The 26,829-nt window shown below is 76.0% G+C and carries 17 protein-coding genes; all 17 read right to left on the bottom strand.

Annotation, left to right across the window (positions count from 1 at the left end; translation table 11 throughout):
- Positions 1-33 precede the first annotated feature (33 nt).
- The 17 genes from O7612_RS16570 to O7612_RS16490 are packed head-to-tail and all read right to left on the bottom strand — an operon-like array spanning position 34 to position 26,824.
- Complete coding sequence (locus O7612_RS16570) at positions 34-3,465, bottom strand: DUF6519 domain-containing protein (RefSeq protein ID WP_282265314.1); 3,432 nt, start codon at positions 3,463-3,465, stop codon at positions 34-36.
- Positions 3,462-5,585, bottom strand: a complete 2,124-nt coding sequence (locus O7612_RS16565) for a phage tail protein (protein WP_282265313.1) — start codon at positions 5,583-5,585, stop codon at positions 3,462-3,464. The genes O7612_RS16570 and O7612_RS16565 overlap by 4 nt, the downstream gene beginning before the upstream one ends.
- Positions 5,582-8,038 (bottom strand): putative baseplate assembly protein, encoded by a 2,457-nt coding sequence (locus O7612_RS16560; protein WP_282265312.1) that lies wholly within the window; start codon positions 8,036-8,038, stop codon positions 5,582-5,584. The genes O7612_RS16565 and O7612_RS16560 overlap by 4 nt, the downstream gene beginning before the upstream one ends.
- The gene (locus O7612_RS16555; protein ID WP_282265311.1) at positions 8,035-10,413 is read right to left on the bottom strand and encodes a hypothetical protein; all 2,379 of its coding nucleotides are present in this window, start codon (positions 10,411-10,413) and stop codon (positions 8,035-8,037) included. Before O7612_RS16555 ends, O7612_RS16560 begins: the two co-directional genes overlap by 4 nt.
- Positions 10,410-10,772 (bottom strand): GPW/gp25 family protein, encoded by a 363-nt coding sequence (locus O7612_RS16550; RefSeq protein WP_282265310.1) that lies wholly within the window; start codon positions 10,770-10,772, stop codon positions 10,410-10,412. Before O7612_RS16550 ends, O7612_RS16555 begins: the two co-directional genes overlap by 4 nt.
- Positions 10,769-11,113 (bottom strand): hypothetical protein, encoded by a 345-nt coding sequence (locus O7612_RS16545; protein ID WP_282265309.1) that lies wholly within the window; start codon positions 11,111-11,113, stop codon positions 10,769-10,771. Before O7612_RS16545 ends, O7612_RS16550 begins: the two co-directional genes overlap by 4 nt.
- Entirely contained in the window at positions 11,113-11,619 is a 507-nt protein-coding gene (locus O7612_RS16540) for a phage baseplate assembly protein V (protein ID WP_145920141.1), read from the bottom strand. Before O7612_RS16540 ends, O7612_RS16545 begins: the two co-directional genes overlap by 1 nt.
- Positions 11,616-12,767 carry a hypothetical protein gene (locus O7612_RS16535; RefSeq protein ID WP_282265308.1) on the bottom strand — a complete coding sequence of 384 codons (1,152 nt, stop codon included), beginning with the start codon at positions 12,765-12,767 and terminating at the stop codon, positions 11,616-11,618. The genes O7612_RS16540 and O7612_RS16535 overlap by 4 nt, the downstream gene beginning before the upstream one ends.
- Positions 12,760-13,182 carry a hypothetical protein gene (locus tag O7612_RS16530; protein ID WP_282265307.1) on the bottom strand — a complete coding sequence of 141 codons (423 nt, stop codon included), beginning with the start codon at positions 13,180-13,182 and terminating at the stop codon, positions 12,760-12,762. Before O7612_RS16530 ends, O7612_RS16535 begins: the two co-directional genes overlap by 8 nt.
- Positions 13,179-13,823 (bottom strand): hypothetical protein, encoded by a 645-nt coding sequence (locus O7612_RS16525; RefSeq protein WP_282265306.1) that lies wholly within the window; start codon positions 13,821-13,823, stop codon positions 13,179-13,181. The genes O7612_RS16530 and O7612_RS16525 overlap by 4 nt, the downstream gene beginning before the upstream one ends.
- Complete coding sequence (locus O7612_RS16520; protein ID WP_282265305.1) at positions 13,820-21,394, bottom strand: DUF4157 domain-containing protein; 7,575 nt, start codon at positions 21,392-21,394, stop codon at positions 13,820-13,822. The genes O7612_RS16525 and O7612_RS16520 overlap by 4 nt, the downstream gene beginning before the upstream one ends.
- A complete protein-coding gene (locus tag O7612_RS16515) occupies positions 21,391-21,633 on the bottom strand; it encodes a hypothetical protein (RefSeq protein WP_282265304.1) in 243 nt (80 codons plus the stop codon). Before O7612_RS16515 ends, O7612_RS16520 begins: the two co-directional genes overlap by 4 nt.
- A complete protein-coding gene (locus O7612_RS16510; protein WP_282265303.1) occupies positions 21,630-23,486 on the bottom strand; it encodes an ATP-binding protein in 1,857 nt (618 codons plus the stop codon). The genes O7612_RS16515 and O7612_RS16510 overlap by 4 nt, the downstream gene beginning before the upstream one ends.
- Entirely contained in the window at positions 23,486-24,772 is a 1,287-nt protein-coding gene (locus O7612_RS16505) for a DUF4255 domain-containing protein (RefSeq protein WP_282265302.1), read from the bottom strand. Before O7612_RS16505 ends, O7612_RS16510 begins: the two co-directional genes overlap by 1 nt.
- Positions 24,769-25,593: a hypothetical protein gene (locus tag O7612_RS16500; protein WP_282265301.1), complete on the bottom strand. Its 825-nt coding sequence runs from the start codon at positions 25,591-25,593 to the stop codon at positions 24,769-24,771. Before O7612_RS16500 ends, O7612_RS16505 begins: the two co-directional genes overlap by 4 nt.
- Positions 25,590-26,309: a hypothetical protein gene (locus tag O7612_RS16495; RefSeq protein WP_282265300.1), complete on the bottom strand. Its 720-nt coding sequence runs from the start codon at positions 26,307-26,309 to the stop codon at positions 25,590-25,592. The genes O7612_RS16500 and O7612_RS16495 overlap by 4 nt, the downstream gene beginning before the upstream one ends.
- On the bottom strand, positions 26,306-26,824 hold the full coding sequence (locus O7612_RS16490; RefSeq protein WP_067315563.1) for a phage tail protein: 519 nt from the start codon (positions 26,822-26,824) through the stop codon (positions 26,306-26,308). Before O7612_RS16490 ends, O7612_RS16495 begins: the two co-directional genes overlap by 4 nt.
- Positions 26,825-26,829: the final 5 nt, after the last annotated feature.

Raw genomic sequence — 26,829 nt, 5'->3', positions numbered from 1 at the left:
GCGCCGGGTCGCCGCAGTCGGCGATGTGACAGCTCAACTGACGTTGCCGGAGCTGCGGGCACCCCCGCCCACCTGGATGACGCCGTTCGACGAGACGTTGTCGGTGACCGACCACAGCCGCTTCGCCGGTGCCCCGCTCCACAACGGGTTGCACAGGATCGCCGACTCGCAGTTCTGGACGAGGTTGTCGCGGATCGCCATGATCGGGCCGCCGGCGGCCAGGGCCCAGATGCCGACGCCCGTGCCGGCGGTCACCGAGATCCGGTTGTCCGAGACGAACACGTGCCGGACACTACCGATCTTGATGCCCCGGATCGTGCTCGGCACCCGCCACCACGCCTTGTAGAGGTGGATGTCGTTGCCGGTGACCCGGATGGTGCGTCCCTGGATCGGCGGCCCCGTGTGGTGGGAGACCCCGATGTGGACGCCCTCGGCGACCTGGTCGATGCGGCAGTCGGAGACCTCCACGTCGCCCACCGCCGTCCCCCCGCCGATCACCACCGCGCAGGCGCCGACGGAGACCTCCGCCGCGGCGGTCAGCTCCTGCCGGTACGCGCCGGCGTACTTCTCGCCGAAGGCGGGTTCCAACAGGATCCGGTCGGCCACCGTGCGCAGGTGCCGGGCCGCCGCCGACGGGGTCTGCACCGGGCGCGACGGAGGCGACGCGGCCACCGCCGCCTCCCAGGCGCCCTGGGTCAACGCGGAGTCGAAACGCAGGCTCGCCCCGGGAACCGGCAGCGCCACCTCCCGGCGGTCGCGGGCGATCTCGTCGGCCTCCCGCACGTCGATCCCCTCACCGACCAGGTAGTCCCGCAGCGTCTGGCGACCCTCGTCGGTGTCGAAGATCCGCCCGGCGTTCTGCCCGAGCCGCCCCTTGAGCGAGGCCAGTTGCCGCTTGTACGAGGGCAGCTGCGCCGGGTCCTCGGTGGCCACGTCCGCCAGCCGTAGCACGTACGCCTCGGCGGCGTCGGCGGTGCGCTGGTCCTCGGCGGTGGGCGCCCGCAGGGTGGTGAGGGTCTTCCACTCGCTCTGCGGGACCATCGAGTTCATCCGCACGGCCCACCGGCCGACCCGGACCACCGTGTTCCACTCGCCCGTCTCCAGCCGGTCGTCGCGGTCCAGGACGAGCCGCCCCACCAGCTGGGTGGCGAGCTGGCTGCGGAACTTCTCATCCTTGACCAGTTCGGCCAGGGTCAGCGACGCCGGTCGGGGCGGACAGGAGAACCGGCACCGGGTGATCACCGCGTGGTCCGGGTTCACCAGCAGCACGCCCTGCTGGCCGTGGCCGACGAGGAAGTCCGAGTCGAGCACCCGGACCTTCCCGGGCGGCGTGCCCTGGTCGTTGCGCACGGTCAGGCAGGTGCTCTTCGGTGACCCGCCGGCCACCCCGGTGAGCTGGCAGTGCTCGATCGTCACCTCGGCGCAGTTGACGGCCGAGACGGGTCCGAGCCGTCCCTCGGCGGTGGCCGGTCCGGGAGTCTCCACCGCCAGGTGCGACACCGAGACGGTGCCGCAGTTGACGAACATCAGCGCGAACTCCTGGTTCTGCACCCGGACCCGGCTGGCCGGCCCGCTGCCGAGCAGCCGGATGTTGGCCCGGCCGGCGAAGGTGACCGGGACGGTGCTGGTGTAGAGGCCGGGGGCGAAGCAGACCAGCACGTCGCCGGCGGGCAGGGTGTTGAGCGCCTGCACCCAGTCGATGCCGGGCCGGAGGGTGATGGTCGCCCAGCCGCCGGTGGCGGACGCGGCGAGCTGGTTGATGGCGGCCTGCACGGTGGTCGCCCCGGCCAGCGACGGCCGCCCGGTCGGGTCGTACGACACCCGGTCGGCGCGGGACAGCGCGGCGGTGAAGGTCACCGGCAGGTGGGCCGGCTGCCCGGCCTCGTCGAGGAGCTGGGCGGTGACCTCCTGGGTGGCGGCGGCCGAGTCGAGCTGCCAGGCGCAGCGGGCCCGGCCGTCGGTGCCGGTCTCCACGGTGACGGTGGTGGCGGTGACCGCCCCGGCGGTGACCCGGCCCGCGCCGCCGGTGACGGTGAACCGGACCCGGGCCTTGGCGACCGGCTGGCCGCCGACGGCCACCCCGGTCACCAGGTCGTGGCCGAGCGGCACCAGGGCCGCCGGGTTGGCCGGCACCGGCACCGCCTCCTGGCCGTCCCCGCCGAGCAGGCTCAGGGTGGCCTGGCCGGTCAGCGGGGCGAACACCGGCCGGCAGTCGCGCAGCACGCTCCACTGGCTGCCGTCCCAGCTCACGATGCCGATCCGGCCGTGTGCCCGGCGTGGCCCGTGCGGGGTCTGCGCCACCGGCGTGTTGCCGACCCGAGGCCACTGGACGTCGTGCAGCGCCGACCGGGCGGGGAACGACCACCAGTCGCCGGTGCGGAAGCTGCCCACCGCCGAGAACCGGATCTTGATGCCGAGTTCCAGGTCCAGCTCGACGCCACCGGCCGGCACGGTGCCCCGGCCGTCCCAGCGGCGGACCCGCGGCCGGGACGGGAAGTCGGCCCGGTCGAGGCTGCCGGTGGCGGTGCCCGGCCGGATCACGATCCGGTCCCCCTCCACCCGGTCGACCTGCACCAACGTGCCGGGCAGGCCGTTGAGTTCCCGACCGTCGTCGGTCAGCTCCACCCAGGAGCCGTTGGTGAAACCGGCGCTGCCGTCCCGGCCGGGCACCTTCACGGTCAGCACGTCGACGTCGATGCTCTCCCAGGTCGCCACCGTGGCGGCGTTGTCCCGGGACCAGACGAAACCGGCCGTCCCGGGAGCCCCACCGGTGAGGATCTCCACCCGGTAGAACTGGTTGTCCAAGCCGGTGTACGGCGACCCGGTCGGGATCACGCAGTCACCGCCGGAGCTGCCCGTCGGGTCGGCGCGGACCGCGAGGGTGCCGGTGGAGGCAGCGGTGAGGTCCGCCCAGCCGGGTGGGGTGTCCGCGCAGCCGACCGGGGTGTTCGGCGGCCCGGCCTGCAACAACCGCACCTGCCACACGGTCCGCAGCCGGGTGGTGGTGTCCGGGCCGCCGAGGGCGACCTCCCGCAGCGTCGGGTCCTCGATCGCGGTCACGTGCTGCGACCACACCTGGAGCCAGGCGGCGTAGACCCCCGGCGGCACCGGGGCGCCGGCGGCCAGCCAGGTACCGTCGAGCCTACGGACGAACGGCCCGGTCGCCGGCAGGTCCGGCTGGCCGAACACGGAGACCGCGGTGTCGTTCTCGCAGAGCACCCCGTCGAGGTAGTACCGGCCCGCCGACAGCTTGAGATCCGCCCCACCGGTCAACCCGAACGCCCCGCCGACCAGCGGCGCACCCGCCGGGCCGACCACGTCGGTCAGCGCCGTGGCCCGCAGGTGCGCCTGGATGTCCTGCTGTTCGTTCCAGTCCGCGTCCAGGTCGACGCGGCCCTGCTGCTTGCGGACGCTCGTCGCGTGTCGCCGCTGGTCGAACGTGACGCGGCTGATGTCGCCCTTCATGGTGTGGTTCCTCCGGTCGGCAGGACGGGCAGGGCAGCGGCCACCCGGCCCAGCGGCAGGTACTCCGCCAGCGCGAGGGTGAGGTTGTTGAGGCGTTGCGGGGTCAGGGCGCGGCGGAACGCGCCCAGCTCGGCACCGGACTCCGCACCGGTGCGCAGCTCGACGGCGGCGGTGGCGGCGAGCCGGCCGTAGGTGGCGTCGCCGTAGCGGGTGCTCGCCCACGCCGGGCCGACCCGGGTGGCGACGTCCGGGTCGCCGGGGTGGGCCTGCTGGGCGAGGTCCGGTTGGCAGCGGTACCGACGTGGCGTGACCGACCCCGGGCGCAGGTAGCTGAACCGGACGTATCCCTGCTGCCGGCGGGCCACCGTCACCGGCTGGTCGAACAGGCAGTCGGTGGCGGTCAGCACCCGCGCCGCGGTGGTGCCGAGCACCGTCACCCCGACCAGCTCGGCCGCGGCCTGCCCGGCGGCGACCGGGCCGTGCACCAGCGTGTCCGTCACGGTCAGCGGGCCGTCGGTGGTGCTCAACGCGCCGGTCACGCAGCGGTGCACCACCACCCGGGTCCGGTCGTTGCCGGCGGTGACGGTGAGCCCGGTCGCCGCCGGGCCGACGGTGCAGTGCCGCAGCTCCACCAGGCCCAGGCCCGGCCCGCCGTCACCGGGCGCGGCGACGGTCACCGCCCCGACCACCAGCAGCCCGTCGACGACCAGCTCACCCGGGCGGTCCCCGACGCCGACACCGGTGACCGTCACCCCGCCGAGCAGGCAGGGGCGCACCCCGACCGGGTCGAGGTCACCCTGGCGGCGGGGCCGGTCCGGCGGCCGGGGCCACTGCGCGGCCAGCACGCTCAACCGGCTGCCCTGACCCACCCGTACCGCCAGGTCGTCCCGGTACCGGTGGCTGTCCAGCACCACGATCCGGCCGGTGCTGCCCGGATGCGCGGCCTGGTAGTCGTGCCAGGCGGTCACCGCCTCGCCGAGCGAGGCGACCACCTCCCCGGCGCGCGGCGGCTCGGTCACGCTGACCGCGAGCTGCCAGTCCACCGGGCCGTCCGCCGTGCCCAGGTCACCCCGGCGCGGGTACGGGCCGGCACCGACGTCGGCGCTGAACGCGTACCACCAGGACAGCGCGAGGCGGTGCACCGGTCGGCCGGCGGCGACGGTGACCCGGCCGCGCACCGGGTCGACCCGCACCACGCTACCGGTGGGCAGCTCCCACCCGGCGAGGTCGCAGATCCGTAGCAGGTCCAGCGGGACCGGCCGCAGCTCGTCGGCCGGCGTCGCCTGGATCCACACCACGAACGACGGGTCGTCGTCGCGGAACCAGCGCCGCTGCTCGGGTGGGGGCGGTGTGTCGGAGGCGAGCGCCACCAGCTCGTCGCGCAACGGCCGGCGGCGCAGCGGGCCGGGCACGTTGGCCTCGTCGGCCCGGTGGTCGATGTCCGGCTCGGTCACCGTCGGGCCGGTGAGCTGCCGGCCCACCCCCACCGGATCGATCCACCACCGGCCGTCCGGGGGTACGACCGCCGGGGCGGCGGTGGCCCGGTCCAGCCGGTACGACGGCAGCGGCCACACGTACAGGCCGATGTGCCCGATGGTGGGGCGGCCCTGCCCGGCGTCCATGGCCCGCACGTCCACCGTCCGGCAGACCGTCTCGAACGGCCCACCGACCAGCTCCAGCGGCGCGGCGGCCCGGATCGACGCGGTGGCCGGCGCGGACCGGACGTGGTTGACGTGCTGGGTGACCACCAGCCGTTCGAAGAACTCGACGACCGCGGCGCTCCAGCCGGTGTTGGCGCGGGTCAGCTCCTCCAGCGCGGCGGCGGTGCCCTTGCGCCGCCGGAACCGGATGGTGTCGGCGACCCGGGCCCGGTCGGACAGCCCGGTGCCGTCCGCCAGTGGATGCAGCCGGCCCGCCCCCACCAGCTCACCCAGGTAGGGCACCACCCACTCGGCGCAGGTCTCCACGAACCAGTCGTCGGTGAGCTGGTCGATGTCGGCGTCGAGCGCGGCGGCCTGCTCGGCCAGCACCTCCACCAGCGCGTGCAGCACCCCGCCGGCCGCCTCGTCCTGGCTGCGCAGGGCGGCCGGCAGCAGGTTCCAGATCTCCTCGGCCCTCACGATGCCTCCAGCAGGGTGACGTCACCGGAGTCCACGGTGAGCAGGTCGGCGGGGAGCAGCAGGTCACCGACCCGGCGGCCGGGGGCGGCGGGGATCACGTCGAGGCGCTGCGGTGGCTGCTCGGCGTCGTGCAGCAGTTCCAGCACGACTGCCGCGACACCGGGCACCCCGTGCAGCAACGCCTGCACCTCGCTGGCGCGCACCGGCCGGGCGTAGTCGCGGGCGTCGAAGCTCAGCCCGGTGACCACCGCGGCGCGGGCGGCGGCCGCGACCAGCGTGAAGCGGTGCCCGGGGGACAGCAGCAGCCGGGCGGTCACCGCCACCCGCCGCCGGTGGTGGCCGAGGATCCGCACCGGCACCGCCGCCTGGCGGGCGGCGTCGAGGGCCCGCAGCAGGTCGGCGTGGACCGGGGCGCTCGGCGGGATCTCCGCGCCGTCCGGCCCGGCGACGGTGAGCAGGACGACCTGCCGGGCGTCGTCCCAGACCAGGTCCGCGCGGGCCTTGCCGATCCCGGCGAACGCGCGGGCGAAGTCGGCGTAGTCGTCCAGTGAGACGACCCGGCCCAGGGTCCGGACGGCCAGCGGCGCGTTGCGGCGGGCCCGGTCCACCCCCTCCGGGTCGTCGGCCCCGGCGGCGGGCACCGGGTTGTCCACCTCCATCAGGCCCAGCGGCCGGGACAGCGGGATGGTCAACCGGCCGGGTGCCAGGTCCGCGAGCCGCCCGATGCCGCTGCGGTAGGTGGCCACCACGTTGTCCTGCCCGGTGGGCAGCCGGGCACCGGTGAGGCCGTCGCCGAAGGTGACCGTGACGGTGCCGTCGTCGGCCCGGCGGACGGTGTAGACCCGGGCGGTGGGGGCCTGCCCGAGCAGCGCCGGCACCTCCTGCCAGCGCACCCCGTCGACCCAGACCGCCAGGGTGGTCCGGGAGCCGCTGGCGGTCGCGGCGGGGACGTGGGTCAGCGGCACGTGCCGCAGGGTGAACCGCTGGAACGCCCGCCGCGCGTCGCCGCCGCCGAGCACCTCCGCCCGGCTCTCCCCGTGGGTCGCCGACGTCACGTTGCCCAGCACCCGGACGCTGTCGCGCCGGTACCGCCGTGCCACGTTCGCCGTCAGGTCCACCGTGGTGGCGTCCCGGACCCGCAGCACGGTCACCACCTCGCCGACCGGCTCGCCGGCCGGGTCGACACCGGTGAGCACCAGCGGCCGGCCCGGCGCAAGGCCCGGCGTCGGCCGGGCCAGCTCCAGGGTCGCCGTCGCGGCCAGCGGGGTGGTCAGCGGCGGGTCGGCCGGCGGCAGCAGCCGGCTGTCGCCGAGCACGGTGGTGGTGCGCCGGGAGAAGGTGTTCGAGTCGCCGCCGGCGACGGTGACCCGGGTGGTGCGGGCGGCGATGCCGAAGTCGGCCACCGGCAGCTCCGCCACCGCGTCGACCCGGCGCAGCTGCGGCACCCCGGCGGTCTCCAGCACCAGCCACGACCCGGCGATGACCGACGGGTACGACTGGTCCAGGTGCAGTGCCCGCTCGTCGGCGCCCAGCGGGGCGTCCACCCAGGAGTCCTTGCGGTTGGCGTACGCCCCCGGCAGCACCTGGTTGGTGCCCGGGTTCAGCTCGCCGACCCGCAGCGCCACCGGCAGCGCCGACCACGGCTGCGCCTGGTGCCCGAACAGCGCCGCCCGCTGCGCCAACAGGTGCACCTGCACCTCGCGTCCCGGCTGGCGCAGCTCCGTGCCGAGCGACCGGGCGGTCACCGCCGCGTCCAACCCGACCACCGTGTACGCCGGCACCACCGCACCGCCGTCGAGCGCGGTGGCCGCCGCCGGCAGTACCGCGCTGGCCGCGCGCACCCGGCGGACGTCGAACCAGTCGGGGCCCAGCACCAGCAGCACGCTGCCCGGGACGAGGACGGTGTCCGTGCCGGCCAGGTGCAGGGTGGTGTCGCCGGGGCGGGGGGCGCGGGGCGCGGTGACCCGCAGCCCCACCGCGTTCAGCTCCGGGCGGGCCACCAGCGGCGTCACCGTCTCGAAGACCTGCGGCAGCTCACCGGGGCCGGGCACGCTCTGCGCCTGGCTGCCCGCCGGGATCGGCACTCCGTCCGGGGCGCCCGGGGTGGCGGTGACGGTGAACGACAGCCACGTCGTCGCGGCCACCCCGGGGCGCAGCTCGTAGCCGATCGCGCGGGCCAGCATCAGCACCGATCCGCGTTCGGTGGCGGTGCCGAGGAACCCCTCGTTGGCGATCCGCTCCTGGTAGAAGGCCAGCACGTCGAGGGTGGTCGCCCAGGCGTGCAGCAGCGCCACGGCCGGGTCGTCGACCTCCCGGGTGGTCAGCCCGGCCAACTCCGGCCTGCCTCCCAGCCGGGCCACCAGGTCGGCGGCGAAGTCGGCCTGCCGGCCCAGCCGGTAGGCGATGCCGCTGCGGCCGGGTGGGTTCGGCCCCCGGCCCACTCGTGCCGTCACAGTCCACCTACCAGATCGAGGTGCAGGATGCCGTGCTCCGGCACGCTGGGATCGTTGTCGAGGCGGATCACCTCGGTGTCGCCGGCCCGCAGCACCCGGTCGGCCAGTTCCCCGCCGGCCGCCACCCCCACCGGGTGCAGCTCGGTGACCCGTACGTCGGTGACCCCGGGGACACCGAGCGCGGCGGCCAGCAGCTGGCTGACGTAGAGCGGGGTGCCGAAGCTGAACCGGTCGGGGTGGAAGAAGCCGCGGGCCCCGTCCGGCAGGTCGCGGGCGGAGAAGAGGTCCAGCAGGGCACGGCGGACGTCGGAACGGAACGCGCCCGGGGTGACACACACCCACAGCCGCAGCTCCACCGGCAGGTCGACCGGGTCACGCAGTTGCAGGTCGTAGCCGGCGACGCGGAACCGGTCGAGTCGTCCGGCCAGCCGGCGGGCCAGCTCCGGTTCGTCGGTGAGCCGCTGCCCGCCGGCCAGGTCGAGGGTGAGGAAGACCGTCCACCAGGAACCCGTCCAGCGGACCCGGGCGGTGGCGTTGGCCACCTCGGGCAGCCGCCGCGCCGCCGCCACCCAGTCGGCGGTGGTGACCGCCCGTTCCTGGACGGCGAAGGCGACCGGGGCGTGCTGCCGGGCGTGCTCGATGTCCTCCGGGTCGGTGCCGCCGACGGCGGGCAGCGGGTTGGTCGCGCCGAGCAGCCCGACCCGGTCGGTGACCAGGGTGGTCAGCGCGTCGTGGCCGAGGTTGCCGGCCGCGCCGCCGCCGCGCCACCAGGCGACCTGGAAGACCGTGCCGGCCGGTGGCCGCCGCCCGGACACGTCGTCGCCGAACCGCAGGGTCACCCGGCCGTCGCGTTCGCGTTCGGGGACGAAACCCTGGTCGAAACGGTCGGCGTTGAGCAGGTCCCGGCGGGGCCGCCAGCTGCCCTCGGTGGTCTCCAGCCGGATCAGCGGCACCGCGGCGCGGGGATCCTGGTCGAGCGCCTGGCTGGCCGGGGTGTCGGTCCGGAACGGCACCGCCGCGGCCACCGGGTCGGCGGTGAGCACCGGCCGCCACCGGTGCTCGGCGGCCGCCGGGAGCTGCCCGGACACCGCGATGGCGTGCTGCACGGCCACCAGGTTGGCCCGGGCCACCGCGCAGGTCACCAGGTGGCCGGTGCCCGTGCCGGCGACGGAGGCGGTGACGGTCAGCCCGAAGGTCAGCCGGTCGGCGGCGCTCCACTCGACCTCCAGCACGGCCACCCCGGTCACCGGGTCGGTGGTGGGGCGCACCGACACCAGCCGGACCACCTGCCGGTGGGTGGGATCCGCGTCGGCGTGTCGCCCGGTCCGTGGGGAGAGCACCTCCTCCAGCAGCAGCAGGTCACCGGCGGCCAGCCCGGTGGCGGGCAGGTCGACCAGGGTGGCCCGGGTCGCGCCGGCGGGCAGGCCGCAGTCCCGGCCACCCCACACGTACAGGGCGATCTCGTTGCGGGCGGCCCGGGGGGCGAGCGGGGTCAGCGTCTCGAAGCCGGTCGCGCCGCCGGCCAGCAGCGCCGTCGCGTCGGCGGGCCGTACCGCCGGGGTGGCCCGGTCGGCGGCCAGCACCGGGGTTCCGGCGGGCACGCCCCGGCTCTCCACGTCGGACCCGGCGGCCACCCGGACGCTGAGCCAGGCGCGGGCCGCGCAACCGTCGTGCACCGCGTAGTCGAGCAGCCGGGCGTGCCGGCGTACCGAGATCCGGCTGCGGGCGGTACCCAGGTACGCCTCGGTGCCGGCGGCGTCCTGCCGGTAGGACAGCCGGTCGGCGACGTGCGCCAACGCCTCGACCACCGTGGTCAGCGGGTCGGCCGGGTGCCGTGCGGACCCGCCGGGCAGGGCGGCGAGCCGGTCGAGCATCAGCCGCCGGAAACCGGCGTAGTCCTTGGCCAGGTAGTCGGTCGGCGCGGTGGTCGCCGGGGGCGGCGCCACGGTGGGGGCGGCCGGGGCCGGGTCCAGGTCGCTGGGGCAGTTGGCCTTGAAGGAGAAGGTCTGCGCGGACAGCACCGGGTCGAAACCGGGCGGCACCCGGTCGTCCACCGCCGAGCGCACCAGCCGCAGGGTGTACGGCGAGAAGTCGCCGGCCCGGTCCACCCGGACGGTCAGTTCCGTGCCGGTGGCGGCGACGCTGAGCACCCGGACGCCGGTGATCCGGACCCCGCCGTCGACCAGCACGTTGCCCACCGCCAGGGCCGGGCCGGCGGGCACCTGGCCAGGCTGGCCGGGCAGCGGGTGCAGGAACCCGACGTGCAGCAACCGCTGGTCGGCGGCGTCCACCTCGACCCAGTCGATGCCGTTGAACGCGCTGCCGGGCCGGGCCACCTCGGCCCGGCGCTCGTCGTCGTCGCACCGCACGCTCATCCGTCGCCCCTCTCCACCGACACCTGCGCCGGCCGGCCGGTGGCCCGCAGCCGGTACCCGACGTGCACCCGCACCGCCGCCTCGGCCAGGTCGACGCGGACGTCGTCGACCTCGATCAGCTCGCCGAGCCAGCGCTGCAACGCGCTGCGGGCCTGCAACTCGGCGGTGCCCACCACCGCGTCGTCGACCGGGGCGAACAGCAACTGACCGAGGCCGGCACCGAAGTCGGGCCGGTTGACCCGCTCGCCGGGCGCGGTGAACAGCACCGCCTCCACCAGGTCGGCGACGTGCCGTTCCGGGCCGGCCAGCCCGGAGCGGCCCCGGTTGTCCGGCCGCCACGGGAACGCCGGGTACGTCATGACGCCACCGCCCGGACCTGCACGCCGGCCACCGTCGGCGGCCCCTGCGGAATGCCCTCCGCGCTGACCCCAAGCCCGACGCTGGTGGCGAGCACGGGCGGCTGCCCGTTGACCAGCACCCGGGCCGCCGGGGTGGTCCACCGGACCTGGACGCAGGGCTGCGGTTTGGTGCCCGCGCCCACCGGCACCTGGAACGGGCACCCGGTGACCGGGTACGCGTCGGTGGCGGTGACCACCGGCAGGCCGCCCACCAGCACCCGCGCGTTGCCGGTCTGCGGGGTGACCGGGCCGGTGTGCGGGCAGGTCAGCACCGCCCCGACGTGCAGCAACGGGCCGGGCATCAGGTCACCGTCAACGCGGTCTGGTTGACCGCCACGGTCGGGCCGACCAGGGTGACCGAGGCGCCCTTGCCGTTGGAGATGATGATCCCGGTGTCGTTGATCGAGATCATCGCCCCGGTCAGCGTCTTGAGCAGGATGCCGCCGGTCGGGCCGGGGGCGTCGGAGATCATCAGGGTGGCCTGGCCGGGGGTCTGCAACACGATCGGCGGGGTGGGCGGCGGGGCGGACGACACCAGCGCCGGGATCTCCGCCTTGGAGCCGTACCAGCAGCCGGTCCAGATCGGATGGTCGGCGTCGCCCTGCTCGAACTCCACCCACACCCCGGTGCCCGGCAACGGCACGGCGAACATGCCCGCCTGGATGCCGGCCAGCGGGAAGCAGGGCATCGCCCAGCTCGACGGGGGGAGCGTGACGTCGGGGACGGTCACCTGGATGCGGCCCTGCTGCAACGGGTCGAGGTGGTTGACCACCGTGCCGCGATATTTGCCGTAGTACCTCGTCGTCATGGTTGTGCCCTTCCGGAGCTGGAGACCTGGGCGTTGCGGCCGAGGGTGAACCGCTGCTTGACCTCGCCGGCCTTGACGGTGGTGGTCACGCTGCGCACCACGTACTCGCCGTCGTAGGCGCGGCCGGCGCCGCGTACCCCGACCAGCCGGCGGCAGCGCAGCAGGCGGCCGTAGCGCAGCACGTCCAGCGACCCGGATCCGCTGATCACGTTCGCCGACTGGGCGGCGCGGGCCAGGCCCCGGGCGAGGGTCTGCACCACGTCCATCCGGGCGGTGGCGTCGTCGGTGCCGCTCGGGTTGGACCGTCCGATGTTCATCCGTCGGTACGACAGCGGCAGTGGGATCTTGCGGCCCAGCGGCGGGTTGAGCGGGCTGACGTCCGGCACCGGCAGCGGGATCGGTACCCGTACCTGCTCGGGGAACGCGGTGAGCAGGTAGACGGTCTTCTGCACCCCGTCGAAGGAGAACGACAGCGACTCCACGTTCGCGCCGGCGTCGGCGTTGACCGTCAACGCCGGCTGCGGCTGACCGGCGCGCACCTCCGGCCCCCAGTAGGCGGTGTTCATCCCCGGGGTCGGCCCCGGCTCGACGTAGAACGTGTAGCCCACCTCGTCGGCGAGCTGCGACACGTACGCGAAGCTGGTGCCGCGCACCGCCGGGATCCGCTGCACCGGGTTCGGCGCGAACACCAGGACGCTGGGCACCACCATCGGCACCACCCCGTACGCGGCGAACGGGGCGAGCAGGGTCAATACCCGGGCCTCGGCCGGCATCGGCATCGGCAGGTCGGACAGGTCGATCAGGTCCATCATCTGGCTGACGTCGACGCCGGTGAGGGTCAGCGTCGACGCGCCCGCGTCGTTGCTGCGGGCCACGTCGTGCCGGGTGACCACCCCGTCGGAGAGCACCTGCGGCCGGCCGTCGAGGTGCAGCACCAGCAGCATCCGGGTCGGCGGGTCGAGGCTGCCGTCGGCGAGCATCCGTTCCACCAGCGACCCGCGGCCCAGCGCGAGGCGCAACTGGAACCCCGAGCGCTGGCCGGCGTTCTCGGTGACCTGCGCCTCCTGCACCGCCGCCACCAGCTCCATCGGGGCCGGTCGGAAGGTCAACGGCCCGGTCAGCACCTGCAACCGCACCCCGCTAGGCATCGCCACCTCCCGGGAACCCCTCGGGCAGGGCCACCCGGACCACCCGGCCCGGCTGTTCCAGCTCGGCCGGGTCGAAGACGCCGTTGGCGTCGCAGAGCTGCCAGAACGCCGTCGGGTCACCGACCGTGCGACCGGCCAGCAGGTCCACCCGGTCCCCGTCGGCGACCGCCTCCCAGCCGGCGGTGGCGAGCCGCTCGGCGGGGGGCACGAACCGGCGACGCAGGTGCACGATCTCCTCGCCGGTGTCCGGGTCGACGGTGACCGTGGTGCCCACGGCGGCGTACCGGCTGTCCGGGGCGACCGCGCCGGGGGCGGGCGTACCGATGCCACCCGCGCCGGTGGCGGCGAAGAGGGTCTCGGCGACCCGGCTCTGCGCGGCGACCAGGGCCGGGTCGCTGTCGGTCGGGTCGCTCATGGCAGCCGGTCGATGCCGAGGTCGGCCAGCCGTCCGCCGCGCGCTCGTCCGGCGAGCTGTTCGAGCTGCTGGTGGGCGGCCATGGCCAGGCCACCGGCCCGGCCGTCGGTGCCCACGTCGTTGACGGTCAGCACCCGCAGACCGAGTCGGATCTTGGCGCGGATCGGGTTCAGCATCGGGTCGAACGCCTCCTCGGTGATGGTCAGCTCGGTGATCCGTACCGGCCAGAGCCGGCGTCGTCCGAAGGCCAGCAGCACCAGCGGCGCCGGGGGCGGCACCACCTCCAGCGTGCCGGCGGCCAGCAGCGCCGCCGCGTCCTGCACCGCGGCCAGGCTGGGGTAGGCCAGTGATTCCAGGGCGGCGAGCTGGGCGGTCAGCCCCAGCTCCACCGCGTCCGGGTCGGTGAGCTGGTCGGCGGCGTCGAGGTCGGCCTCCAGGGTGAGCGTCTGCACCGGCGGGCCGGTGATCCGTAACGCCTCGCCCCGCGCCCCGCCCTCGGCCCCGGCGGTCTTGAGCTGGAAGCCGCGGGTCAACGAGTCCGGGTTGTACTGGAGGGTGATCACCCGCCGGCTGTGTCCGCTGTCCGGGTCGAGCACGACCAGGCCGGCGCGGAGCAGCCGGGGGCTGAGGGGACTGGTCACGGGGTGCCTCCAGAGGTGGGACGCCGCCAGCGGATCCGTTCCGCCACGGCCCGGGTGATCCGGCCCTGCATCAGCAGCGGGTCCAACCCGCTGAAGTCGACCGTGCAGTCGGTCAGGTCGGTGATCCGGATCTGCCCGGTGGACAGGCCGAGCCCGTCGAAGAGCAGGTTCACCCGGGCCACGGTGGCGCTCTGCAACGACACCGGCCGCAGCCGGCCCGGTCGGCCGACGCCACCGGCGGCCCGCCGCACCCCGCCGCCGACGGCGAGGTGCACCAGCGCGTCGGGGGCCAGCACGATCTCGTTGCTGCCGCCCAGCGGCAGGGTGATCTCCCGGGGGTTGTTGACCGACAGGTCCACGTCGACGTTGCCGATCGCCAGCAGGCCGGGCGGGCCGGTCGACGGCTCGTCGCTCTGCACGTCGGCGATGGTGTGCAGCAGGTCGTCGCGGGAGGCGGCGGTCGGTCGCAGCAGCCGGTTGAGCCGGACCAGGTGCGCGCTGCGGGCCTGGCTGACCTCGCCGGTGTCGAGCTGCCACCGCAGGACGTCGATGTCGCTGTCCGGTGGGGGAGCGCCCTCCGCGGCGAAGCTGGGCAGGTGCACCCGGTAGACCAGGTCGTCGCCCTCGACGAGGAACCGGCCCGGGGTCCACCACGGCAGCGCGCCGGTGAGCCGGCGGTAGTCGACCGCCCCGTCGCGCAGGGTCAGCCGGACCTCCCAGCTCCGTTCGCCCCACAGGAACCCGTCGTGGGTGACGTCGAAGTCGATGTGCCCGTTGAGGCTGTCCAGCACCTCGCCGATGCGGTAGGCGTCCAGCACCCGCACCAGCGCGTCCCACTTCCCGGCCAGCGCGGCCCGCCGCTGCGCGCTGGTGGTCCGGGCGGGCGGCGGGGCCGGGATCGGGGAGCCGCCGCCGAGCATGGTGGCCAGGTCCAGCACGAACCGGGCGTTACGGATGTCCAGCGACGGCAGTTCCCCCGACCCGCTGGTCAGGTCGTGGGTGAGGTCGCCGAGCAGCCCCTGCTCGACGAAGATGTACAACCCGAGCCCGCTGTCGGCGAAGCTCAGCCCGGTCACCTCACCACCGCGTACGGCGATCCGCTTGCCCGGGGCCGTCGTGCCGTCCGGTCCGGCCGGGTCCTGCTCGTAGCCGATCGCGGTGAACCGCAGCCCGTACTCGGGGCGGCCGGTCGGGGCGCCGAGGAACAGCAGTTGCCGGCGCGGGTCGGCGGTGACCTGGGTGCTGATCGCGGTCAGGGTGGGCTGTGCCAGGTTGAGCCGCAGCCCGCCGTGGTCGAGGAAGTCGACGCTGAGCCCACCGGCGGTGAAGTCGGCCGTGCCGCCGGACAGGAACGTACCGATGTCGAAGCCGACCCGGGCCGCCTCGATCGCCCCGATCCGTAGGCCGCCGAGGATCCGCATCCCCTCCGCCGTGCGGGTCGCCTCCACCAGGAAGCTGTCCTGCCCGGCGGCCGGCACCAGCCGCAGTTCCCCGAGTACCGCCTCGATGTCCGGGTTGAGCCGGATGGTGACGCCGTCGTGCAGGTCGACCAGCAGCCCGCTGGCCCGGGTCTGCTGCACCACCAGTTCCCGCAGCAGCAACCGGCGGAACCGGCCGCCGGGCGTGCCGGCCGGGTACAGGTCGACCCGGGCCCGCGCGCTGATGCCGAGCAGGGTGATCGCCCCCGCGCCCGACGGGATCCGCAGGCCGAGCGCCGCGCCCTGCCAGTTCAGCGCGTCCACCGAGATGGTGGCCAGGTTCAGCCCCGGCTGTCCCTCCGGGCCGATCTCGATGTGGTCCGGGCCGACGCTGACCACGCCGGTGTCCAACCCCTGGATGCCGACGTGCTGCTCGTACTCGCCCGGGCGGGGGCCGACGCCGAGCTGGGCCTCACCGCCGACCACCCGGGCCTGGATCCGGCCACCCCGGCCGAAGGCGAGGGTGAGCTGGGCGGCCCACAACGCGCCGTCGACATGCAGCGCGGCGTCGATCCGGCCGGCGATCTCCACCCGGGTGGCCCCGGTGGTGAGCCGCCCGGCGGTCACCCCCGCCGCCGCCGACCAGCGCAGGCCGCGCAGGTTCACGTCGAGGATCTCCAGCGGCGGCAGGTCCGGCTGACCCGCCGGGATCGGCTCGGCCCGACCCAGGCCGACGTCGAGCACCCCGTCGCGGTAGCGCAGGTCCCGCCCCGTGATCCGGGCGATGTGCAGCCGTTCCAGGTGCAGCGCGGCGGTGGCCGGGACGACCCGGCCGGCGGCGTCGCGCTGCTCCGGGGTGCTGTCCCAGCGCCCGCTGGCGGTCAGCCCGTCCAGCACGGTCGGCCCCCGGGACACGATCCGCCCGTCGCCGGCCCGCCAGTCGATCGCGCCCAGCTCGATGCGGGCCGGGCCGACGTCTGCGAAGCGCAGCCCGCCGGTCCGTTCGGTGACCAGCCGGCCACCCAGCCCGGCCCGGCGCACGGTGACCGCGCCGTCCGGGGTCCGCAGGGTGGTGTCGGTGAGGGTGAGCCCGTCGAGCTGGACGTGTTGGCTGTCGGTGGGGTCGCTCACGATCCGGCCGGTCACCGGGTCGACCCGGTGCGGCCCGGCCCGGATCAGGTCCACGGTGACCGAGGCGGCGTTCGGGGCGGTCGGCCGGCCGCCCACGGTGCCGGTGATCGTGGTGGGGCCGCCCTGCAGAGCGCGGGAGATCACGCTGAACCGCAGCCGGTCGATCTGGCCGACGGTCAACCGCCCGTCGTAGGCCAGTTCCTCGCCGCTGAGGTCCACGGTGAGGTCGCGCAGCCGCACCCCGATCAGCGCGCCGGAGACCACCTCGATGCTCATGCCCGGTGCCGGGTCGGTGACGTCCATGCCGATCCGGTCGGCGTCGATCCGGTCGATGACCAGGTTGCGGACCAGCGCGCCACGGACCTGCCGGCCGGTGGCGGTCACGCCGGTGCGAACCCGCACATCGAGGCTCATCCGGCCGATCCGGGTGCTGCCCCGGGAGTAGAGGCTGCGGCCGGGGGAGCTCATGGCCAGCCCGGTCAGTTCGGTCTGTTCCACCACCAGGTCGGGTAGGCGCAGGTCGTCGCCGTCGGGCAGCACCCGGCCGTGGATCGCGGTGCCGGGTGTGCCGTCGGCGCGGGCCGGCGCGGTGAAGGCGATCCGTCGGGCCTGCATGCCGGGGCCGGAGAACCCGGTCACCGCCAGCTCGCCGACGCCGAAACCGACGGCGGTCCGGCCGACCGGCAACCCCTGGGCGGTGGCCGGGCCGGCCAGCTCGGCGGGGAGCCGGCCGCCGCCGACGGTGTCGAGGTCGGCGCGCACCCGCAGTCGGGACGCCGCCAGCCGTTCCACGGCGGTGGCCCCGGCGCGGACGTCGGTGGCGGTCAGCTCGGCCAGCCGTACCTCCACCCCGAGGGTGGCCGGGTCCAGGGTGACGTCGAGCCCGCCGACGGTCAGCCCGCCGGCGGTGACGCCGAAGTACCGGCCGGCCCGTTCCCGCAGCAGCTGGAGCTCCTGCTCCTGGGCGCGGGTGCGGTGTCGCGGCAGGGGGCGGCCGGCGGGGTCGACCGGCTCGGCGGCCAGCGACTCCAGCTCCCGCAACCGGTCCAGGTCGGTCAGCCAGCGGGTCAGCTCGGCCCGCCGGTCCGCCCACCGCGGTTCGTCGGGCAGCGCGGCGAGCTGGGCGGTGATGTCGGCCCGGGTGGGCAGGGCACCGGCGGTGAGCCGCAGCGCCGGTGCGCCGGTCGGGCCGGGTAGCAGCCGTACCCCGGCGAGGGTGGCCGACCCGGTGCTGCCCCGGGCCGTCGTCGCGGCGTCGGTGGGCCGGCGGTCGCGGCGGAACCGGGTGATCAGCTCGTCGTCGGGCAGGTACTCCCCGGCGCGCGACGGCAGGGACGCCTCGGCGTGGATCGGATCGATCTCCACGCCGGCGGCCTCGACCCGGCCGGTCAGCCCGGTGACCCGGATGCCGCCGACGTCGATCGCGCCGCCGACGGACTGGCGGAGCCGGTCGGACAGTTCGACCAGCCGGCGACGTTCGGCCTGGGACAGCGACTCGGCGTGCCAGCGGTGCCGGGCCTCCAACCGGTGCAGTTCCCGCTCCGCCGGCTCCAGCTCGGCGAGCAGGCTGTCGACCGTGCGGAGCCGCTCGTCGAGGGCGGTGCGGTCCGTCGGCGGGGCGGCGTCGCGCCGCAGCCGCAGCGACTCCTGTTCGGCGCGCAGCCGGGCCGGCAGGCTGGTGGCCACCCCGATCAGGGTGCGTCCCACCTCGATCCGGCCGACCTGTTGCAGGCCGGCGAAGGAGAGCCCTTCGGCGGTGGCGCTGGAGAAGCTGACCCGCAGCGAGTGCATCATCTCCACCGCGTCGGTGACCCGCTCGCCGACCGTGCGGGGTGGACGGAACACCCCGTCGGTGAGCAGGCCGATCGTGGCGTTGGCCAGCGGGGTGAAGATCTCCCCGGCGGTCAGCGAGGTGAACTGCTGGGCCAGGAAGGGCGCTCCGGCGGTGTACGGGGCCAGCAGCGCGTCGCTGATCTTGGACAGGAACGGCAGCCCGCCGTAGAACGAGATGACGTTGTGCAGCAGGTGGATCAGCGGATCGATGATGGGGATGCCGACCCAGCCCTGCCGGCCCGGTTCGGTCAGGTTCTCCTGCCCGGTGGCCCCGGCCCGGAAGGCCAGCGTGGACAGCCCGAACCGGCTCAGACCGAGCAGTCCGCCGGGCAGCCCGTCGCTGGCGTACACCACGTCGGCGACGCTCAACGAACCCATCCCGGCCTGCGCGCCGACCGGCCGGTCGTAGCCCCGGTCGGAGAACGACGCGACGATGTCCAGGTCGGTCAGGGTGACCCGGCCGGTCCGCAGCGAACTGCCGGTGAAGGTGCGGTTCACCCCGTCGAGTTCCAGCCGGGGCAGCCGGACCCGCAGCACCCCCTGCCGGGCGTCCACCGACAGCGACAGCCGGTTGGTGCGCTCCCGGTCGGTGTCGCGCAGCCGGGCGCCGCCCAGGTCGCCGCTGATCCACTGGGCGTCGTGCAGGTCGAACTCGTCGACGGTCACCTCGTCGGTGAACAGGCTCAACCCGGTGCGGCTGAGGAACAGCAGCTTCAGCCCGACCGCGACCAGCCGGGCCAGGTCACCCACCACGGTCGGCAGGCCGTCGGTGCGCAGCGCCTCCGGCTCGAACGAGGGCCTTCGGGTGGCGTGGTAGAGCCGCAGCTCCGCGACCAGGGTCGCCAGGTCGGGCAGCAGGTCCGCGCGGACCTCGCGGGAGCGCAGGAACACCCACCGCCGGTCGTCCAGCGCGTACGCCTGGATGATCAGCGAGCGCAGCTCGGTGACCCGCCCGGCCCGCCAGATCCGGTCGTCGCGCAGCCGGTCGCGGAGCTGGTCGCGGGCCTCGGCGCGGCGCGGACCGGTGATCGCGGTGACGGCGAGGGAGGCCCGCATCTGCGGGGTCATCCCGGACTGCATCCGGGCCCACCGGTCCGGGTCGTCGGCGGCCAGCCGGGTCTGGTCGGCCACCGGCAGGCTGCGCACCAGCTGGAAGGCCAGCCACGCCTCCCGGGGGTTCACCGCCCAGTCGGTCAGCCCGATCGCCAGCAGGCCGCGGGCCTGCCGCTCCAGGTGCGCCGGGTCGCGCAGCGCGAGCAGGTCGAGCAGCTCGGCCCGCCACCTCTCGTGGGTCAGGTACGCGTCCGGCAGCGCGGCGAGGATGCGGTCCAGGTCGCGCAGCGCGTCCAACCGGTGCACGGCGGTCCGCAGCGCCTCCCGCCCCTGGGCGTCCGGGCCGGTGGTCGCGCCGGTGGGCCGGTCGTAGCCGATCAGCCGGCGGACCAGCTCCACGGCGTTCACCCCGTCCAACCCGCCCTGCACCACCCGGTGGACGTCGGCGACGAGCCGTTCGGCGTCGACCTGCCCGGCGCTGCGCCGACGGCGGTCCCACGGCTCGGCGAGGGTGCCGACCCCGGTGTAGCCGCCGCCCAGCACGTCGGCGGCGGGGATGTTCTCCTCCAGCCGGTCGAACCAGCTGCCCTGGTCCAGCCGTCGCCACCGGTCCTGGGCGGCCAGCGGGAGGCTGCGCAGCAGCAGGTACGCGAAGCGGGCCTCATGGTCGCGGATCGCCCAGTCGAACAGCCCGTACGACAGCAGCCCCTCCACCCGGGCCAGGTTCCGGTGCTCCGGGCGGGCGGCGAGGACGACCAGCAGCCGGGGGCCGAGCGGCGCGTCGACCCGCTTCTCCTCCCACGGCAGGTGGTCGAGCAGGGTGTCGACGTGACCGCCCTCGTCGAGCCGGCGGACCACGTACCGCAGCCGTGGCCCCGGCTCGAGCGGTCCGGCGCCGGCCGGCGTGGTGGTGGTCGGGGTGCCGGCGGTGGGTGCGGCGGGGGCCAGGTCGGCCAGCAGCCGCAGCGCCTCGTCGCCCTGCCGGTCGCCGATCAGCCGTTCGACGCGGCGCAGCCGCGTGCCCAACTCGGTGTCCCGGTCGAGCCGGGCGTCGTCGGTCTGCGCGTCCCGCAGCGCGGTGACCTGCTCCCGCAGGGCGTCGGCGTCGCTGCCCACCGGAGGCCGTTCGGCCAGCAACGCCCGGAAGTGCGCCTTGCGGTCACCGCCCAGCAGCTCCCGCAGCACGCTGGTGCGCAGCGCCCGCAGCACGTTCAGCGCGGTCCGCCGCTGCACCGGGTCGAGCCCGTCGGTGGCCAACCCGTGCACGTTGTCGGCTTCCAGCTGCCGCAGCAGGTAGGGGGTCTGCCCGCCGAGGGCGGCCAGCGCGGCGCGCGGGTAGGCCCGGTGGTGGTCGTCGTCGAGGTTGCCGGCCAGGTCGGTGCGCCGGGCCGCCGGCAGGCTGTGCACCAGGCTGCGGGCGACCACGAACGGCAGGGTGTCCAGGATCCTCAGGCACCCGCGCACGTCGTCGCCGGAGACCCAGAGACCGTCGAGCAGGTCGACCAGCCGGGACCGTTCCGCTCGGTACCGGCGGTCCACCAGCGCGCCCAGCTCCGCCTCCAGCGGCCCCGTCCCGTCCTCGCCGGCCGGTGCCCGGTCGGCGGCCGGCGGGGTGGCCGGTCGCGGCGGGGTGGCGACCGCACCGGTGTCGGCGGCGACCGCACCGGCCGGCAGCCACGCCACCGGCGTCCACAGCGCCCGCCCGGCCGCGGCGGCGTCGGCCAGCGCCCGCGCCTCGGCCTCCGGGTCGGTCGCCCGCCTCCCGGGGTACGCCGGTGCGGCGTCCGCCTGGGCCAGGTGCCCCAGCTCGTGCACCAGCAGGGCCCGTCCGGCGGCCCGGGACGGGTCGAAGCCCGGGGCCAGGTGCACCGCGCCGTCGGCCAGCAGCCCCCGCGCGCCGTGGTTGGCGGCCCGACGGCCCGCCTCGCCGAGGCGCACCCGCACGGCGTCCGGCCGCAGGCCCAGCGCCGGGGCGTACCGGTCGACCAGCTCGCGGGTCAGCGTGGCGAGGGCGTCGTCGCGGTGCGGTGCGGCGGGCGTCGCCGGCCGGGCCGCGCGGTCGACGGCCGGATCGGCGGCCGACTGCGCGCCGGTGGCGTGGTGGGCGGCCCGACCGGGTCCGCCGGGGGTGGTCATCGGCCCACTCCCGGCGGACCCAGCCGGGTCCAGATCGTCTCGGCCAGCACGGTCGGCAGGTCGCCGGTGGCCGGCGGGTCGGTGGCCGGGGTACCCGCCGACGGCAGGCCACGGTCGGCGACCAGCCGGCTCAGCCGCCGGCCCACCTCGGCCGCCAGCGTGCCGTCGACCGGCCCGTCCACGCCGGTGAGGACCAGCCGGCGGATGTCGACCTCGATGGCCGTGACGTCGACGTTCATGACCACAACCCGGGGTCGGCGGGCCGGTCGTGCTTGGCGTACTCGGCGGCGACCGCGTCGAGCACGTGCCGCATCCCGACCGGGTGACCCTCCCCGGCCGCGACCAGCGCGGCGCGCAACGCGACGGTGTGGATGTCCCCGCCGGTGAGGTCCAGCGCGGCGAGGCGGGGCAGGTCCAGGTCGGCGGTGGCGACCCCGGCCGGGAAGGCCCGCCGCCACAGGCCGGCCCGCTCGACCGGGCCGGGATGGGCGAACGGGACCACCACCCGCAGCCGGCGCAGGAACGCCGGGTCGATGGCGGTCCGCATGTTGGTGGTCAGCACCGCCACCCCCCGGTACTGCTCCATCCGTTGCAGCAGGTACGACACCTCGATGTTGGCGTACCGGTCGTGGCTGTCGCGTACCTCCGAACGGCGGCCGAACAGGGCGTCGGCCTCGTCGAACAGCAGCACCGTGCCGCCGCGTTCGGCGGCGTCGAAGATCCGCCGCAGCTGCTTCTCGGTCTCGCCGATCCACTTGCTCACCACGGTCGCCAGGTCCACCCGGTGCAGGTCCAGCCCGAGCACGCCGGCGACCACCTCGGCGGCGAGGGTCTTGCCGGTGCCGCTGGGCCCGGCGAACAGCGCGGCCACCCCGAGGCCCCGGCCGGTCCGGCCGGCGAAGCCCTGCTCGGCCAGCAGCGTCCGGCCGGCCGCGGCGGCGGTCAACTGACGCAGCTGGGCCAGGGCCGCGGCGGGCAGCACCAGGTCGTCCCACCCGGCCCGCACGTCGATCCGCTCGGCCAACCCGTCCAGGTCCCGCCGGACCCGCTCGTGGACCAGCCCCCGGGCCAGCGCCCCCGGGTCGCCGGCCGGACCGGGGGCGGCGGCGGTGGCGGGGGCCGTGGCGTCCAGGATCTCCCGGTGCCCCAGGTCGAACTCGCGGGCCAGCACGGCGGCGGCCTGCCCGGTGCGGCCGGGCAGCAGCTCCCGCCAGAGCGCCCGCTGCTCGGCCCGGGTCGGCCGGTCCACCGTCGGCCCGGGGGTCACCCCGTCGAGGGCGACGGCACGGGGGGTGCAGACCACCACGTCACCGACGAGCCGGGCCAGCAGCTGCGCCACGGCGGCGCTCGTGTCCGGCGGTTCGTCACCGGTCAGCTCGACGACCAGCACCGGGTCGGCGAGCACCACCTCGCGGTTCCACAGCCGGGCGAAGGCGTCCCGGTCGGTCACCGCGCGGGGCAGGTCGGCGGCGGCCACCCGGTGCCCGGCCCGGCCCACCGTCGCGCAGGCCGCCGCCAGCACGTCGACCCGGTCGGCGTGGTCCGGGCCGCAGACCCGCAGCGGGCGCCGGCCGGTCTGCCAGGCGGCGCAGAGCTGCTGCGCGGCCCGGCGGCGGCTGGCCGGCAGGACGGCCGGCGGCGGGGGCAACGCCACCAGGTAGGGCGCTAGCCGTTCGTCGAGCCGGCCGACGCCGCGCAGTTCGTGCAGGATCCGCTCGTCGACCCGGAGCGGGGCGTGCGGCAGCGGCCCCTCGCCCAGTCCCACCAGCCGGGCCGCGCGCAGTGGACGGTCGGCGGCGAGGGCGTCCCAGTGCCCGCCGGGCAGGGCGTCCAGGCACCAGGCGAAGGTGGCCGGCCGTTCCAGCAGGCCCAGTTCACCGGCGACCGAGGCGACCAGCACGTCGCGTTCGAAGGCGGTCAGCCCGAACCCGGTGGCGATCCGGCCCAGCGTCGACCCGTCGGCCCCGGGCGCGGGTGCCGGTTCCCCCTTGAGGAGCAGCTGGATCCGGTCCACCTCGGCGGCCAGCCCGTCGTCGTGCCCGGTGGCCGGCGGAGGGCCGGGCCAGCGGGCGGCCGGGCGCGGGGCGGGCATCACAGCACCACGGCGGGGCCGTCGTACCGGCCCGTCGGGTCGGCGTGCAGGGGACTGTCCAGCCCGTCGACCCGCAACCGGGCCAGGTAGCTGCCGGCGGGCAGGTCCTGGAAGGCGAAGGTGATCCGCCCGGTGCGCTGCCCGCCGGGCGGCACCCCGTTGTCGGCGGGCGCGGCGAGCACCGTGCCACCGGCCCCGGTCAGCCCCAGGGTGACCTGCTGACCGGCCTCGACCTCGGGGACCACGTCGACGGTGACCGTGCCGGTACGCAGCACCACCCCGTCGACCGTCCGGCTGGAGGCGACCACCACGTCGCCGGGGGCGACGGTGGCCGTTGGACGGTAGCTGACCGGCACCGCGTCGGAACTGATCGCCGGCCGGGGCGCCGGCGGGTCACCGAGCGCCACCGCGTGGGTGACGACCAGACCACGGACCCCGGCCGCGACCGGCCGGTCGAAGGCGGACAGCGGCAACCGCAACTCGCCGGCCGAGGCGGTGGCGGGGCTGGCCGAGGCGGTGCCGATCCGGACCCGGACGTCCGGCCCGGCGAGGTTGCGGCCGGTCACCACCAGGGTCGCGCCCGCCGTGACCGGGGTGCCGGTCGGCCCGTCGGCCCGGACCAGGTCGACCTCGGGGCCGTCGACGTCGACGGTGCCGACGCGCACCGCGCGTACCGGCAGGGGCTCCCGGGCACCACGCAGCGGGTCGATCAGCACCACCGACACGTCGAAGAAGACGCTGCTGCGGTACGGCGCGCTGAACGCCGACCAGAGCCGGAAGCTCTCCTCCCCGCCGGGGCTGTTGGTGACGCTGACCCGCAGCAGTTCGACCTGCTCGGCGAGGCGGGAGTCGGCGACCGCGGCGGGCAGCGTCGGGTCGGGCGGGTCGGGGGCGAGCGACCGGCGGATCGCCGCCCGGGTCAGCACCGGCGTCTCGTGCAGCATCGCCAGCAGGTGACCGAGCAGGATCTCCCCGGTCAACGGGTCGTGGCCGTAGACGCTGGCCACGTAGTGCAGGTCGACGCCGAGCGGCGGCGCGGCGACGTCGTCCCCGCCGGTGCTGCGCGGCGGCGGGCCGAGGTTGGCCCAGGTCGGGTTCCGGGTCACCCGGCTCAGGAACAGGTTGACCTGGTTGCCCTCCTGGTTGCCGACGGTGACCCGGTCCGGCGGGCCGGCGGAGACGGAGACCCCGCCGACCGCCGAGGAGGCGCCGGTGGCCCGCAGGTACGCCATCAGCTGCCCGCGCAGCACGGCGGTGACGGCGGCCAGGGCGTACCCGGTGCTCATCGGGTCGCCCCCGGCCCGCGCAGGTACGACTCCAGTTCCGGAGCCGGCCCCGCGGCGACGGTGGGGGTGGTGGCGGCGACCGGCACGGCGGTCGTCGGGGACCGCCGGTCGCCGGTGAGGCGTACCTCGATCCGGTCGATGTGCACGTGCACGGTGACCGGATCCGGGGTCCGGGCGGTGGCCCGGGTGACCGGCGGACGGTACCCGGGTGGAGCGGGCGGCCCGGGAGGCGGCACGGTGCCGACGAGCACCGGCGCGACGGCCGGCGGCGGGACGACGGGGTGCGGGTCGGGGGTGCGGGCCGGCGGCCGGTCCGGGTCGTCCCGGCGGGGCGGCTGCGGTGGCCGGTCCACCGTGGCCGGGACGGTCGGCGGTCGGGGCGGGGTGACCCGGCCCGGCGGCGCGGCGGCGGGGGGTACCCAGGCGGGAGGGGGCGTGGGTGCCGGCGGGTGGGTCGCCGTCGGTGGGGTCGGCGCGGCGGCCGGGCGGTCCGGCCCTGCGTGGGGGTGGGCACGGGCCCCGGGCGGTGGCACCGGGGGCGGCGGATCGGGCACCGGTATCCGGGCGGCTGGTGCGGCCGGTGTCCCCGCCGGGGCGGGCGGTGCTGGCACCGCGACCCGGGGGCGGCGCGTCGGCGGCTGTTCCGTCGTCTGCGGGACGACCGGTCGGCTGACCGGCTGGGGTGCCGTCCACTCCTGGTCGTCGGTCACGAAGCCGCCCGCCTCGGCCGGCTCCGGCTCGAACCGGCCGTGGCCGCGCGGGCGCAGCCGGGGCGCGGTGCCGACGGCCAGCGCCGCCAGGGCGGCCAGGTAGCCGGTCACGGGACCCGCTCCAGGTACGCGGCCCGCCGGTGCGGACCCAGCCCCAGCACCTCCGCCTCCGACCAGCCGTAGGCACGGGCCAGCCGGTGCACCTCGTCGAGCAACCGGTGGACCCGGGTGTCGGCGGCGTGCCACGCCCAGGCCGGCACGTCCAGCAGCGCCTCGGTGGTGCCGGCACAGCCCGGACAGGTCAGCGCGACCGCGACGACGCCGAGCGGGTCGCGGTCGGCCAGCGCGGCGGACACCGCCGGCAGCGCGGCGGCCGGGTCGCTCAGCGGCGGGGCGGCGTCGAGCAGGCAGGCGTCGAACAGCCACCGTTCGGCCGTCGCCGCGTCGCCGGCCCGCGCCGCCCCGACCAGGTCGGCGGTGGTCGGCAGCCGCAGGGTGAGCAGGTGTCCCTGCCAGCTCAGGGTGAACGACCCACCGGCGCGCTCCGGTGCGGTGGCCCGGTCGGGCGCGGCGGCCAGCAACTCGGCGACGGTGAGGGTCACCTCCAGGCGCTCCGCGCAGGACGGGCAGTCCACGGTGGCCGCCACCCGGCCGCCCGCCCAGCCGCCGGCCACGGCCAGCAGCAGCGCCGTCACCTCGCCCACCGGCAGCCGGTCGGCGTCGGCGCGGCCGAGCAGCGACAGCCCCCGGACGTCGCCGGGCTGCTCCAGCGCCCGGTCCCAGGCGTGGACCAGCTCCACCTCGGTCAGCGGCGGCCCCGCGCTCACGACCCGAGCCGGGGTTCGGCCGGCTCGGGCACCGCCTCGTCGCGTTCCCAACCCTCGTTCTCCAGCTTGAGGTGCTCGATCGCCACCGCGTTGGCGTTGGCGTCCAGCTCCGGCAGCGCCTGGTACTCCGAGACCCAGCAGCGGAACAGCCGGTACGACAGGGCGACCTGACCGGCCTCGTTGAGCAGCTCGATGGTGATGTCCCGGCGGAAGTCGGCCAGCGACACCTCCGACCCGGGCCCGGCGTTCAGCGCCCAGATCCGGCCCGCCCACTGGGCGAACTCGGCGTCGTGGGTCAGCCCTCGTTCGAGGGTGACCGCCTCGAACTCGGTGCGCCCCGGTGACTTGTGACTGGTCGAGGCGTTGCCGCCGTCGCGGTGCTTGACCACCTCGGTGGTCCGCTTCAACGCGCTGACCTTGCTGACCCCGGCCACGTAGCGGCCGTCCCACCTCACCCGGAACTTGAAGTTCTTGTACGGGTCGAAGCGCGTCGGGTTGACCGCGAACTGCACCATGACTC

The organism is Micromonospora sp. WMMD987 (assembly GCF_029581435.1).
Lineage (GTDB): Bacteria > Actinomycetota > Actinomycetes > Mycobacteriales > Micromonosporaceae > Micromonospora > Micromonospora rifamycinica.
This window is presented reverse-complemented; position numbering and strand designations above follow the sequence as displayed.